This is a genomic window from Roseomonas gilardii subsp. gilardii, from assembly GCF_023078375.1.
In the GTDB taxonomy this organism is placed as follows: domain Bacteria; phylum Pseudomonadota; class Alphaproteobacteria; order Acetobacterales; family Acetobacteraceae; genus Roseomonas; species Roseomonas gilardii.
Map to the genome: position 1 here is coordinate 2,602,789 of NZ_CP095554.1, position 12,435 is coordinate 2,615,223.

Annotated in this window: 11 protein-coding genes; 8 read left to right on the plus strand and 3 right to left on the minus strand. The window is 70.8% G+C overall.

Features of this window, described 5'->3' with window-relative positions; all coding sequences use genetic code 11:
* Positions 1-108: 108 nt before the first annotated feature.
* Both fzlA and MVG78_RS11855 read left to right on the plus strand, forming a co-directional pair.
* Positions 109-777, plus strand: a complete 669-nt coding sequence (fzlA, locus tag MVG78_RS11850; protein ID WP_247551706.1) for an FtsZ-binding protein FzlA — start codon at positions 109-111, stop codon at positions 775-777.
* A gap of 95 nt (positions 778-872) precedes the next feature.
* Positions 873-1,670 carry an SDR family NAD(P)-dependent oxidoreductase gene (locus tag MVG78_RS11855; protein ID WP_247551708.1) on the plus strand — a complete coding sequence of 266 codons (798 nt, stop codon included), beginning with the start codon at positions 873-875 and terminating at the stop codon, positions 1,668-1,670.
* 12 nt (positions 1,671-1,682) lie between these two features.
* Here the strand turns inward: MVG78_RS11855 and MVG78_RS11860 are convergent, their stop codons facing one another.
* Positions 1,683-2,519, minus strand: a complete 837-nt coding sequence (locus MVG78_RS11860) for a tetratricopeptide repeat protein (RefSeq protein ID WP_247551709.1) — start codon at positions 2,517-2,519, stop codon at positions 1,683-1,685.
* A 137-nt stretch (positions 2,520-2,656) separates the two neighbouring features.
* Here MVG78_RS11860 and MVG78_RS11865 point away from each other — a divergent pair, with 137 nt between their 5' ends.
* Positions 2,657-3,580 (plus strand): Rossmann-fold NAD(P)-binding domain-containing protein, encoded by a 924-nt coding sequence (locus MVG78_RS11865; RefSeq protein WP_247551711.1) that lies wholly within the window; start codon positions 2,657-2,659, stop codon positions 3,578-3,580.
* A 30-nt stretch (positions 3,581-3,610) separates the two neighbouring features.
* On the opposite strand, the gene MVG78_RS11870 is transcribed toward MVG78_RS11865, so the two are convergent.
* Complete coding sequence (locus MVG78_RS11870) at positions 3,611-4,375, minus strand: alpha/beta hydrolase (RefSeq protein WP_247551712.1); 765 nt, start codon at positions 4,373-4,375, stop codon at positions 3,611-3,613.
* Positions 4,372-5,535, minus strand: a complete 1,164-nt coding sequence (locus tag MVG78_RS11875; protein ID WP_247551714.1) for a fumarylacetoacetate hydrolase family protein — start codon at positions 5,533-5,535, stop codon at positions 4,372-4,374. The genes MVG78_RS11870 and MVG78_RS11875 overlap by 4 nt, the downstream gene beginning before the upstream one ends.
* A 118-nt stretch (positions 5,536-5,653) precedes the next feature.
* On the opposite strand from MVG78_RS11875, the gene MVG78_RS11880 reads away from it, so the two are divergent.
* The 5 genes from MVG78_RS11880 (at position 5,654) to MVG78_RS11900 (ending at position 12,396) form a co-directional block, all read left to right on the plus strand.
* Positions 5,654-6,772 carry a glycosyltransferase family 4 protein gene (locus tag MVG78_RS11880; protein ID WP_247551716.1) on the plus strand — a complete coding sequence of 373 codons (1,119 nt, stop codon included), beginning with the start codon at positions 5,654-5,656 and terminating at the stop codon, positions 6,770-6,772.
* Complete coding sequence (locus MVG78_RS11885; protein ID WP_247551718.1) at positions 6,769-7,695, plus strand: glycosyltransferase family 9 protein; 927 nt, start codon at positions 6,769-6,771, stop codon at positions 7,693-7,695. Before MVG78_RS11880 ends, MVG78_RS11885 begins: the two co-directional genes overlap by 4 nt.
* Positions 7,696-7,768: 73 nt before the next feature.
* Entirely contained in the window at positions 7,769-9,724 is a 1,956-nt protein-coding gene (thrS, locus tag MVG78_RS11890; protein WP_247551720.1) for a threonine--tRNA ligase, read from the plus strand.
* A 64-nt stretch (positions 9,725-9,788) separates the two neighbouring features.
* Entirely contained in the window at positions 9,789-10,313 is a 525-nt protein-coding gene (gene infC, locus MVG78_RS11895; RefSeq protein ID WP_247560417.1) for a translation initiation factor IF-3, read from the plus strand.
* 298 nt (positions 10,314-10,611) lie between these two features.
* Positions 10,612-12,396, plus strand: a complete 1,785-nt coding sequence (locus MVG78_RS11900) for a glucan ABC transporter ATP-binding protein/ permease (RefSeq protein WP_247551722.1) — start codon at positions 10,612-10,614, stop codon at positions 12,394-12,396.
* Positions 12,397-12,435 lie beyond the last annotated feature (39 nt).

The following is a 12,435-nucleotide window of genomic DNA, read 5'->3' on the forward strand; positions in this document are numbered from 1 at the left end:
TGCCGCCTTCATGCCCTGGTCGCGAGTGGGAAGGCGGCGTGAATCAACCACCGCAAAACTCGGTTTAGACGGTTGGCGCCGCCGCCCTCCTGCCGTAATGGCAGCGTCGTGCGCGTCCTGTATCACCTTCCCCTCTCGCCCCATTGCCGCAAGGTCCGACTGGCCCTGGCGGAGAAGCGGATTCCCTTCGAGCTGCGGCTTGAGCGCGTCTGGGAGCGCCGGCCGGAGTTCCTCGATCTCAACCCCGCCGGGATGGTGCCGGTGCTGGAGGAGGAGAACGGGCTGGTCCTCGCGGACTCCTATGTGATCTGCGAGTATCTGGACGAAGCCTATCCCGAGAACCCGCTGCTCGGCCGCACCCACGCCGAGCGTGCCGAGGTGCGCCGCCTGGTCGCCTGGTTCGACGGCAAGTTCAACGACGAGGTGACGCGCAACCTGCTCTACGAGAAGCAGTTCAAGCGCATGCTCCAGCGGGGCAACCCGGACGGTCCCGCCCTGCGGGCCGGCTATGCCAATATCAAGGGCCACCTGGAATATCTCGGCTGGCTGGCGGAGACGCGGAGCTGGCTGGCGGGCAGCAGCCTGTCGCTGGCGGACCTGGTGGCGGCCGCTCATCTCTCGGCGCTCGACTATATCGGCGATGTGGACTGGACGCTGTCCGACGCAGCCAAGGACTGGTACGCGCGCATCAAGTCGCGCCCGTCCTTCCGCCCGATCCTGGCCGAGCGGGTCAGCGGTGTGTCACCGCCGGAACATTACGACGACCTGGATTTCTGAGCGCCCGCTGAAAACCCCGTGACGCCAACGGCGGAACGGGCAACCGCTCCCGCCGCCGGACGTCTTGCCTTCCGCACGAGGAAGGCGACGGGACGATGGAACTCGGGATCAAGGGCCGCGTCGCGGTCGTCACCGGCGGTGATTCCGGCATCGGGCTGGAAACGGCGTGCTTCCTGCTTCGCGACGGAGCGAAGGTGGTGCTCTCCGACAAGGAGGCCGGCCCGCTGGAGAAGGCGGCGGCGGGACTGACCGGCGAAGTCCTCGCCATCGCCGCCGACCTGACGAAGCCGGATCAGGTCGAGGCGCTGGCCCGGCGCGCGCGGGAGCGTTTCGGCGCCGTGGACATCCTGGTGAACGCCGCCGGCATCACCGGCCCGACCGGTCCCTTCCATGAACTGGAGGACGAGGACTGGCGCCTGGCCCTGGAGGTGGACTTCATGGCGGCGGTGCGGGTCTGCCGCGCCTTCATCCCGGCCATGGCCGGACGGGGCTGGGGCCGGGTGGTGCTGATCGGCTCCGAGGATGCGGTGCAGCCCTATGCCGACGAACTGCCCTATTGCGCGGCGAAGGCGGCGATCCTGAACCTCACCAAGGGCCTCTCGAAGACCTATGCGAGGCAGGGCGTCCTCGTGAACAGCGTCTCCCCCGCCTATATCGAGACGCCGATGACCGATGCGATGATGGAGAAACGGGCCAGGGAGAACGGCACCTCCTTCGAGGAGGCCGTGCGGAGCTTCCTGAAGGAGGAGCGCCCGACCCTGGAACTCGCCCGCCGCGGCAGGCCGGAGGAGGTCGCGGCCGCCATCGCCTTCCTCTGCTCCGAACTCGCCAGTTTCGTGAACGGCGCCAACTACCGGGTGGATGGCGGCTCCGTCGCCACGGTCTCGGCCTGAGCGGGGCAGGGCCTAACGCCGCTTCGGCCCCGCCTCGCTGAGCGCCAGGTTCTGCTGCGCCAGATCGGCGACCGCGCTTTCCGGGTCGGACTGGATCACGCTTTCCCAGTCCTCCCGCGCTCCTTCCAGATCCCCGTTCAACTGGCGCAGGATGCCGCGTTCCAGCAGGGCCTCGGCATTGTCGGACTCGATGGTCAGCGCCCGGTCGATGGCGTGCAGGGCCTCCTGCGGCCGGTCGAGATGGCGCAGGGCGGCCGCGCGGAAGACCCAGGCATCCGGGCGGTCCGGGTCCAGCTCCGTCGCCCGCGTGGCATCGGCCAGGGAGTCCGCATAGCGCCCGAGACTGCCGGAGGCGAGGGCGCGGTCCACCAGCAGGTCGGCGTTGTCCGGTGACAGGGACAGGCCCAGGGTCGTGGCGGCATAGGCACGGCTGGCATCGCCGATGGCCATCCAGGCCTGTCCCGCCTGGCCATAGAGCACGGCGCGGGCGGTGTTGTTGAACTCGGTCTGCGCGGCCAGCGCCTCCAGCCGGGGGGCGGCCCTTTCACCATCGCCCAGGGCCAGCAGGGCCAGGGCCTGGCAATGGCGGGACCCGTTGCTGCTTCCGGCACGGTCCTGCCAGGCCTCGGCGAAGGCCAGCGCCCCCTGCGGATCGTCGGGGATCTGGTCCAGGCAGCGGAGATATTCCGGGCTGTCGTCCAGGCGCGGCGATTCGGGTGGCAGGGGCAGCACCTCCTCCGCCACGGGCACGGGCGGGCGGCGCAGGAATTGCCAGGCCCCTCCGGCCAGGGCGGCCAGGAGGGCAGCGGCGAAGGCGCCCATCAGCACGGGTCGGAGGGAGAGGCTCATCCCCTCCATCCTAGAGCAGATGGCGGGAAGGCGGCATCGCCTGAAAGCGTGAATCTGCCACCTCATCTCCCTGGCCGGAAACGGATGGCGGGGCGGCCCTAGCCAGCGCCGGCGAGTCGCGCCACATGCCCTTCCCGATGGCATTCGACGCTTCTCCAAATCTGCTGATCCTGGGCCTGGGCTATGCCGGCGAGGCCATCGCGCGCGCCGCGCTGGCACGGGGCTTCGCCGTCCGGGGCACCCATCGCCAGCCGGGGCAGGGGGCGGAAGCGGGGCCCGTACCGGCGATCCCCTTCGAGGCCGCCGGGCCGGCGATCGCGGCCGCAACGCATCTCGTGGTCACCATCCCCCCCGGCGAGGATGGGGACCCGGTGCTGGCGCGGCATGGCGAGGCGATCCGGGCCGGGCTGGGGGCGCGGCTGCGCTGGGTGGGCTACCTCTCCACCACGGGCGTCTATGGCGACCGTGGCGGGGCCTGGGTGGATGAGACGACCCCTGCGGCGCCGGGGCAGCCGCGTTCCCTGCGGCGGCGCCAAGCGGAACTGGCCTGGGAGGCGGCGCTGGCCGGACGTGCCTGGCTCGACCTCTTCCGCACCGGCGGGATCTACGGCCCCGGACGCAGCGCGCTGGACGAGGTCCGTGCCGGAAAGGCGCGGCGGGTGATCCGGCCGGGCCATGCCTTTGGGCGCATCCACCGCGACGACATCGCACGGGCGGTGGCGGCGGCCGCGGCCCAGGCCCCCCAGGACCAGGTCCCGGCACGCCCGGCTCCGGTGGGCGCCATGCCCAGGGTGCTGCATCTCGTGGATGACGAACCGGCGGAACCGGCGCTGGTGGTGGAGGAGGCGGCGCGGCTGCTCGGCCTGCCGCCACCGCCTGCCTTGCCCTTCGAGGCGGCCTGGGCGGAAATGTCGCCCATGGCGCGCTCCTTCTGGTCGGAGCGCCGCCTCGTGGCCAATGCCCGGACCAGGGCGGCGCTCGGCCTGGAATGGCGCTATCCCAGCTATCGCGAAGGGCTGCGGCAGATCGCCGCGGAGCAGGCCGGCCACCGGGAGGCGTGAACGCCGGCTACGGCCCCCCGCCGGCGGTGCCTAGCCGCCCTCCTGGCGGAGCAGGCCGTTCAGGCTGCGCCAGAGCAGAGCGAGGTCGGCGGGGCGCGACAGGCGGTGGTCGCCATCCTTCACCAGGGTGAGCGAGACCGCCGGGCTTTCCAGCGCCTCCACGATCCGCAGTGCATGCCGCCAGGGCACCTCGGCATCCCGCATGCCCTGGAGGAGCTTCACCGGGTTGGTGTAGCTCAGGGGACGGTCCAGCAGCAGGTTGCTCCGGCCGTCCTCCAGCAGGGCGGCGGTGAAGGGCATCGGCTCCCCATAGTCGGAGGGGCGGTAGGTCACGCCGTCCTGGTCCAGGGCGAGGCGGTCCTCCTCCGTCAGTTCCTGCGGGATCAGCGCCTCGGTGAAATCGGGCGCGGCGGCGATGCCTAGCACGCCATGCACGCGCTCCTCGCCCCACAGCCGGGCCAGCAGCAGCGCGATCCACCCGCCCATGGAGGAACCCACCAGGATCAGCGGCTCCTCCGGCGCGCGGGCATCGATCACCGCCGCGGCGTCGCGGGTCCACTGGCTGATGGTGCCGTCCTCGAATCGCCCGCCGCTGCTGCCATGGCCGGAATAGTCCAGGCGCAGGAAGGCCTGCCCACGCTCGGAGCAGCGCTCGCGGAGATAGAGCGCCTTGGTGCCCTCCATGTCGGAGCGGTAGCCGCCCAGGAAGACCACCGTCGGTCCCGTGCCCTGCAAGGCGGCCCAGGCCAGTTCCACCCCGTCGCCGCGATCCAGGCGGCCGAATTCTTCCATCATGATGCGGTCCTTGGCAGGCCTCGGGCGGCCAGGGAACGGAACAGGGCCCCGGCGCCGAAGCGCCAGGGCGGGCATTCATCCGTCCGCGCCACCTGGTTGCACAACGCGCCAAGACGCCCGGAGGCGATGCGCACTTTGTCGCCCGGAGCATGGGTGAAGCCGCCGCCGGGGGTGGAGCGGTCCTTGGTGGGGGAGAAGGGCGTGCCGAGGAAAAGCACGAATCCGTCCGGATACTGGTGATGGGCGTTGGCTGCCTGGGCCACCAGACCGGCCGGGTCGCGGCTGATCGCGCCGACCTCGCCGGTCTCGTCCAGTACGAAGCCGTCCTCCCCCTCGATTCGCAGCGTGATCCCGGCGCGGCGGACATCCTCCAGCGTGAAGCCGGCATCGAAGAGGCGGATCGCCGGGCCCAGGGCCGTGGCGGCGTTGTTGTCCTTGGCCCGGCCGAGCAGCAGGGCGGAGCGGCCCTCGATGTCGCGCAGGTTCACGTCGTTGCCGAGGCAGGCGCCCAGGATCTCACCCCGCGCGTTGACGCAGAGCACCGCCTCGGGCTCCGGATTCGACCAGGCGGAGGAGGGGTGTACGCCGATCGGCGCGGCGGGGCCGACCGCCGCCATGGGCTGGCACTTGGTGAAGACCTCGGCATCCGGCCCGATGCCGACCTCCAGGTACTGGCTCCACCAGCCCTTGGCGACCAGCGCCTCCTTGAGCCGCATGGCCTCCTCGCTGCCCGGCACCAGGGCGGCGAGGTCGTCGCCGATGATGCCGCGCACCTCCACCCGCACCGCCTCGGCGCGGGAGGCGTCGCCGCGGCAGCGCTCCTCGATCACCCGTTCCAGCATGGAGCGCACATAGGTCACGCCGCAGGCCTTGATCGCCTGCAGGTCCACCGGGGCGAGGAAGCGCCCCCCGGCCAGCGCCGCCTCCGGGTCCAGCGCCAGGGGCGTGCCGCGTGCCTCGATCGCCGCCAGCGGGTCGGCCTCGTTCAGCCAGGCGCTGACCGTGCCGAAGGCGGGGGTCATGTCATAGGCCCGGCCCTGGCGCAGGGCGATGGCGACAGGCCCCTCCGGCGTGTCGAGCCGCAGGGCGAAATGGCCGTCGCGCCAGTCCTGCGGCAAGGTTGCCCGCATGGGGGGCGCCTGCATGGTGGCTGCCTGCATGGGTGCGGTCCTCTCCTGGCTTTTCAAGACTGTAGAGGCGGGGCCGGGGGCCGCCAAGCGGGCGGGGCGGCGCCGGATGGTTCCAAGCCCGCCGATTAGGCATTACAGCGGCGGCACGATGCCCGCTCCTCCCGCCATCCTCCAGGTCCTTCCCGCGCTGCATTCCGGCGGCGTGGAACGCGGCACGGTGGAGATCGCCCAGGCCATCGCGCGGGCCGGCTACCGCGCCCTGGTCGCCTCCGCCGGCGGCGCGATGGCGCGGGAGGTGGAGGCCGTGGGCGGGCGTCACGTCACCCTGCCGCTGGACCGGAAATCCCCCGCCGCGCTGGCCGCCAATGCCGGGGCGCTGGCGCGGCTGATCCGGGCGGAGGGAGTGCGGATCGTGCATGCGCGCTCGCGCTTCCCGGCCTGGTCGGCCTTCTGGGCGGCGCGGCGGACGGGGGCGCGTTTCGTCACCACCTATCACGGCGTGTACAGCGAGGATTTCCCGGGCAAGCGCCTCTACAACTCGGTCATGGTGCGCGGCGACCGGGTGATCGCCATCAGCGAGCATGTGGCGGAGGTGATCCGGCAGCGCCACGGCATCGGGCCGGACCGGCTGCGGCTGATCCCGCGCGGGGTGGATGTCTCTGCCTTCGCCCCCGATGCCATCCCGGCGGAACGCGTCGCCGCGCTGCGTCATGCCTGGGAAGTGCCGGAAGGGCGCCCGGTGGTGATGCTGCCCGGCCGGCTGAGCCGCTGGAAAGGGCAGGGGGTCTTCCTCCAGGCGCTGTCGCGGCTCGGCGGGGCGGGGCCGACCGGCATCCTGGTCGGAGAGGGCAACCACCGCGCCGAGCTGGAGCGCGACGCCGCCGCGCTGGGGCTGGACGGGCGCCTGCTGCTGCCCGGCATCACCCGCGACATGCCGGCGGCGCTGATGCTGGCCGATCTCGCGGTGCATGCCAGCACCAAGCCGGAACCCTTCGGCCGCACGGTGATCGAGGCCCAGGCCATGCGGGTGCCGGTGATCGCCGCCGATCTCGGCGCCCCGCGCGAGACGGTGGAGGAAGGCGTCACCGGCTGGCGCGTGCCGCCCGGCGATCCGGAGGCGCTGGCCGGGGCGATCCGCCGCGCCCTGGCCCTGCCGGCGGCGGAGCGCGCGGCGATCGGCGCGGCGGCCCGGGCGGCCGTGCTGGCGCGCTACACCACCGCCGCGATGCAGGCGGCGACGCTGGACGTGTATCGGGAGCTGCTGTGAGGATCCTGGTCATCAAGCTTTCGGCCCTGGGCGACATCGTCCTGGGTTTCGGCCCCTTCGCGGCGATCCGCGCGCATCATCCGGATGCCCATATCACCCTGCTGACCACGAAGCCCTTCCTCGACTTCACCCGGCACATGCCCTGGTTCGACGAGGTCTGGCAGGACGAACGGCCGAGCGGGCCGGGCGGGCTGCTGCGCCTGGCGCGCCGGCTGCGGGCCGGGCATTTCGACCGGGTCTACGACCTGCAGACCTCCGGGCGCTCCTCGCGCTACCGCCTGCTGATCGGCCGCCGCCCGGAATGGTCGGGCATCGCGCGCGGCGCCAGCCACCCGCACAGCAACCCGCTGCGGGACTTCATGCACACGCTGGAGCGGCAGCGGGAACAGCTGGAAATGGCCGGCATCCGCGACTTCCCGGCCCCGGATCTCGGCTGGCTGGAGGCCGACCTGTCGCATCTCGGCCTGCCGGAGCGCTTCGCCGCGCTGGTGCCGGGGGCCAGCCCGAGCCGCCCGGCCAAGCGGTGGCCGCATTTCCCGGCGCTGGCGGCGCTGCTGCCCCTGCCGCCCGTGGTGGTGGGCGGCCCCGCCGAGGCGCCGCTGGCCGGGGCCATCCGCGCGCGGCGGCCCGATGCCATCGACCTGACCGGCCGGACATCGCTCTTCGAGCTGGCGGCGGTGCTCCGCCGCGCCGCCTTCACCGTGGGCAACGACACCGGCCCGACGCATCTGGCGGCGGCAGTGGGCAGCCCGACGCTGACCCTGTTCGGCGCGGACAGCGATCCCGCGCTCACCGCCCCGCGCGGGCCGCGGGCGGCGGCGTTGCAACGCCTGCCGCTGGACAGCCTGGACCCCGCTGCCGTCATGACAGCCCTGCGCGGCCTGGACGTGCTGCCGGCATCGTCCCCACCTGCGCCACCTTGACGTGTTGCGGGCGCGGTCCCAAAGGTCGCGCCTTGTTTCACACCCCTCTCCACGCAAGGATCGGCCCGCGCCCATGCCCGTGATCACTCTGCCCGACGGATCCACCCGTGCTTTCGACGGGGCGGTGACGGGCACGACGGTCGCGGCCGCCATCGGCCCCGGCCTCGCCAAGGCGGCGCTCGCCATGGAGCTGGACGGGAAGCTGGTGGACCTCGCCACCCCGATCGAGGCGGATTCCAGCCTCCGCTTCGTCACCCGCAAGGACCCGGAGGCGCTGGAGCTGATCCGGCACGACGCGGCGCATGTGCTGGCCGAGGCGGTGCAGGAGCTGTTCCCCGGCACCCAGGTCACCATCGGCCCGGCGATCGAGGACGGCTTCTACTACGACTTCGCGCGCAACGAACCCTTCAGGCCCGAGGACTTCCCGGCGATCGAGGCGAAGATGCGCGAGATCATCGCGCGCAACGCCGGCTTCGTCCGCGAGGTCTGGCCGCGCGAGGAAGCGATCCGCTTCTTCGAGGAGAAGGGCGAGCGCTACAAGGCCGAGCTGATCCGCGACCTGCCGGCGGATATGCCGATCAGCATCTATCGCCAGGGCGAATGGCTCGACCTCTGCCGCGGGCCGCATATGCGCTCGACCGGCGATATCGGCGGCGCCTTCAAGCTGATGAAGGTGGCGGGGGCCTATTGGCGCGGCGACCACCGCAACGCCATGCTCTCCCGCATCTACGCCACCGCCTGGCGCGACCAGAAGGAGCTGGATGCCTATCTCCTCCGGCTGGAGGAGGCGGAGCGCCGCGACCACCGCAAGATCGGCAAGGAGATGGACCTCTTCCACCTTCAGGAGGAGGCGGTCGGCTCCATCTTCTGGCACCCGAAGGGCTGGAAGCTCTACCGGGCGCTGGAGGACTACATGCGCCGCCGGCTGGACGAGGCGGACTACCAGGAGGTCCGCACCCCGCAGCTCGTGGACCGCAAGCTCTGGGTGGCCTCCGGCCACTGGGAGAAGTTCCGCGAGAACATGTTCATCGCCACGGTCGAGGACGAGACCGAGAAGGACCGCGTCCTGGCCCTGAAGCCGATGAACTGCCCCTGCCACGTGCAGATCTTCAACCAGGGCCTGCGCAGCTACCGCGAGCTGCCGCTGCGCATGGCCGAGTTCGGCGCCTGCCACCGCTACGAGCCCTCGGGCGCGCTGCACGGCATCATGCGGGTGCGTTCCTTCACCCAGGACGACGCGCACATCTTCTGCACCGAGGAGCAGATCGCCGGCGAGACGGTGAAGTTCGTGGCGCTGCTCTCCTCCATCTACCGCGACCTGGGCTTCGAGGGATTCCGCGTGAAGTTCTCCGACCGGCCGGAAAAGCGGGCCGGGACGGACGAGGTCTGGGACCATGCCGAGGGCGCGCTGCACGAGGCCTGCCGCATCGCCAATGTGGCATACGAGATGAACCCCGGGGAGGGCGCCTTCTATGGCCCCAAGCTGGAATTCGTGCTCCGCGACGCGATCGGCCGTGACTGGCAGTGCGGCACGCTGCAGGTGGATTTCGTGCTGCCGGAGCGTCTGGACGCCGAATACGTGGCCGAGGACGGCACCCGCAAGCGCCCGGTCATGCTGCACCGCGCCATCCTGGGCAGCTTCGAGCGCTTCATCGGCATCCTGATCGAGCAGCATGCCGGCCGCTTCCCGCTCTGGCTCTCGCCGGTGCAGGTGGTGGTGGCGACCATCGTCAGCGACGCCGACGCCTATGCCGAGCAGGTCGGCCAGGCGCTGCGCGCCGCCGGGCTCCGGGTGGAGCTCGACACGCGCAACGAGAAGATCAACCGCAAGGTGGCGGACCATATCGCGGGCCGCGTGCCGCTGATGGTGGTGATCGGGCGGCGCGAGGCCGAGGAAGGGAAGATCGTGCTGCGCCGCCTGCCCGGGCGCGAGCAGGAGACCCTGGCCCTGGACGAGGCCGTGGCGAGGCTGGTGGCGGAAGCCGCCCCGCCCGATGCCAAGAGCGAGAACATGGTTGCAGCGGCCTGAGCCGCGCACCATAAAACCCATTCCTACGAAACCGTAACAGGAGCGAACCCTGGCCCGAGGCCCTATTCCGAACCAGCTTCCCACCCGCGATGGTCCGCGGGTGAATGAGGATATCCGCGTCCCGCAGGTCCGCCTGATCGACCAGGACGGCGAGATGATCGGCGTGATGAGCGCGCGCGAGGCCCTGCTGCGCGCCTATGATGTCGGGATGGATCTCCTGGAGATCAGCCCCAACGCCGATCCGCCGGTCTGCAAGATCACCGACTACGGCAAGTACAAGTACGAGCAGCAGAAGAAGGCCAACGAGGCCCGCAAGAAGCAGAAGGTCGTCGAGATCAAGGAGATCAAGGTACGGCCGAACATCGATGACCACGACTACGAGGTGAAGATGCGCGCCGCGCGCTCCTTCATCGAGGAAGGCGACAAGGTCAAGGTGACGCTGCGCTTCCGCGGCCGCGAGATGGCGCACCAGGATCTGGGCGCGAAGGTGCTGGAGCGGATCCGGACCGAGCTGGGCGACACCGTGAAGGTGGAATCCATGCCGCGTCTGGAAAACCGCCAGATGATCATGGTGCTGGCGCCGAAGTAAGGCGCCGCCCCGCCGCTCCGGAAGGTTGCTTCCGGCAGGGGCGATCCGCAGAGGGCGATCCGGTTCCGGCTCGCCCGTTCCGACCGGCGGCAGGCCCTGGGCCTTGCCGCCCGGCCGCGCATGCGCCCGTTCCACCGGCCTCCGGCGCCCTCCATCGGAAACTTCGAAAAAACCGGGCCACCGGGGTCAGCCGGAGCCGGGATGCGGCGTTCCCGCCCTGATCGGCCGGCATGTCCCCCCGGGCTTGCGGGCCATCGCCGGCTGGCTGACTTTGTGCCGGCAAGGGTGAGGGAGCCGCATGCAATTCATCCGCCTCTACGCCAGGGTGCTGGGCCTCCTGGCACCGGACAAATGGGTCGCGATCGGCCTCGCCTTCTCCGCCCTGGCCCTGGCCGGGCTGCAATTCCTGGAGCCGGTCCTGTTCGGGCGGGTGGTGGATGTCCTGTCCGCCTCCGGCCGCCTGCCCGCCAGCGAGATCTGGCGCCAGGCCATGGCCCTGCTGGTGGTCTGGGGGGCGGTGGGCGTCACCGGAATCGCGGCGAATGTCGCGACCTCGCTGCTGGCGGACCGGATGTCGCACCGCAACCGGCTGGTCTCGATGCACCGCTTCTTCCAGCACGTGCTGGCGCTGCCGCTCTCCTTCCATGGGGATACGCAGTCCGGCCGGATCATGAAGATCATGCTCTCCGGTTCGGACAAGCTCTTCTCCCTGTGGCTGGGCTTCTTCCGCGAGCATCTGATGACCTTCCTCTCGGCCATCGTGCTCCTGCCCCTGACGCTGTTCCTGAACTGGCGGCTGGGCCTGCTCCTCATGGCCCTGGTGGTGATCTTCGTCACCATCTCGGTCTTCGTGATCAAGCGCACCCAGGCGGCGCAGGAGCATGTGGAGCGGCTGCATTCCGGCCTGGCGGGCAATGTCCAGGACGCGCTCTCCAACGTGACGGTGGTGCAGGCTTTCACCCGGATCAGCGCCGAGACCCGGATGTTCGGGGACACCATCCAGCAGGTGCTGGCGCATCAGTTCCCGGTGCTGAACTGGTGGGCGGTGGTGACGGTGATGACCCGTGCCTGCTCCACCATCTGCATCATCCTGATCTTCCTGCTGGGCACCTGGCTGCACATGCGGGGGCAGGCGACGGTGGGCGAGATCGTCTCCTTCATGGGCTTCGCCAACATGCTGATCTCCCGCATGGAGGGGGCGGTGGCCTTCGCCTCGCAGACCGTGCTGCAGATGCCGGCCCTGGCGGAGATGTTCTCGGTGCTCGACGCCCGCTCCTCCGTGCCGGAAAAGCCGAACGCCGTGGATATCGGCCAGGCGAAGGGCGAGGTGCGCTTCGAGAACGTGGCCTTCGGCTATCCGGGCGGTCCGCTGATCCTGAAGGATGTCTCCTTCACCGCGCCGCAGGGGCGGACCATGGCCCTGGTCGGCCAGACCGGTGCCGGCAAGTCCACCGCCATGTCCCTGCTCCAGCGGCTCTGGGACCCGGTCTCGGGCCGGATCACGCTGGACGGGCATGACCTGCGCGACATCTCGCTGACCTCGCTGCGGCGCAATATCGGCGTGGTGTTCCAGGATTCGATGCTGTTCAACCGCACGATCCGGGAGAACCTGCTGGTCGGCCGGCCGGATGCGACGCAGGAGCAGATCGAGCATGCCTGCCGCATGGCCGAGGCGCACGACTTCATCATGCGCCAGCCCAACGGCTACGACACCATGATCGGGGAGCGCGGCAGCACGCTCTCCGGCGGCCAGAAGCAGCGGCTCTCCATCGCCCGCGCGCTGCTGAAGGACCCGCCGGTGCTGATCCTGGACGAGGCCACGAGCGCGCTCGACACCGCCACCGAGGCCCGGGTGCAGAAGGCGCTGAAGGCCCTGATGGCGGGGCGCACCACCTTCATCATCGCCCACCGTCTGTCCACCGTGCGGGACGCGGACGAGATCATGGTGTTCGATGCCGGCTACGTCGCCGAGCGTGGCACCTTCGACGAGCTGGTGGCACTGAACGGCCGCTTCGCCGAGCTGGTGAAGACCCAGCTTGCCGGCACCGCCACGGTGAGCCAGCCGACCCCCGTCCACGCCTGAGGGCACCGCGCCGCCCCGGTGGGCACGGGGTGGCGACCA

Excerpts from the sequence above, each read along its gene's own strand:
- MVG78_RS11855 (WP_247551708.1), top strand. The coding sequence starts at position 873 with ATGGAACTCGGGATCAAGGGCCGCGTCGCGGTCGTCACCGGCGGTGAT.
- MVG78_RS11860 (WP_247551709.1), bottom strand. The coding sequence starts at position 2,519 with ATGAGCCTCTCCCTCCGACCCGTGCTGATGGGCGCCTTCGCCGCTGCC.
- MVG78_RS11865 (WP_247551711.1), top strand. The coding sequence starts at position 2,657 with ATGGCATTCGACGCTTCTCCAAATCTGCTGATCCTGGGCCTGGGCTAT.
- MVG78_RS11870 (WP_247551712.1), bottom strand. The coding sequence starts at position 4,375 with ATGATGGAAGAATTCGGCCGCCTGGATCGCGGCGACGGGGTGGAACTG.
- MVG78_RS11875 (WP_247551714.1), bottom strand. The coding sequence starts at position 5,535 with ATGCAGGCAGCCACCATGCAGGCGCCCCCCATGCGGGCAACCTTGCCG.
- MVG78_RS11880 (WP_247551716.1), top strand. The coding sequence starts at position 5,654 with ATGCCCGCTCCTCCCGCCATCCTCCAGGTCCTTCCCGCGCTGCATTCC.
- thrS (WP_247551720.1), top strand. The coding sequence starts at position 7,769 with ATGCCCGTGATCACTCTGCCCGACGGATCCACCCGTGCTTTCGACGGG.
- MVG78_RS11900 (WP_247551722.1), top strand. The coding sequence starts at position 10,612 with ATGCAATTCATCCGCCTCTACGCCAGGGTGCTGGGCCTCCTGGCACCG.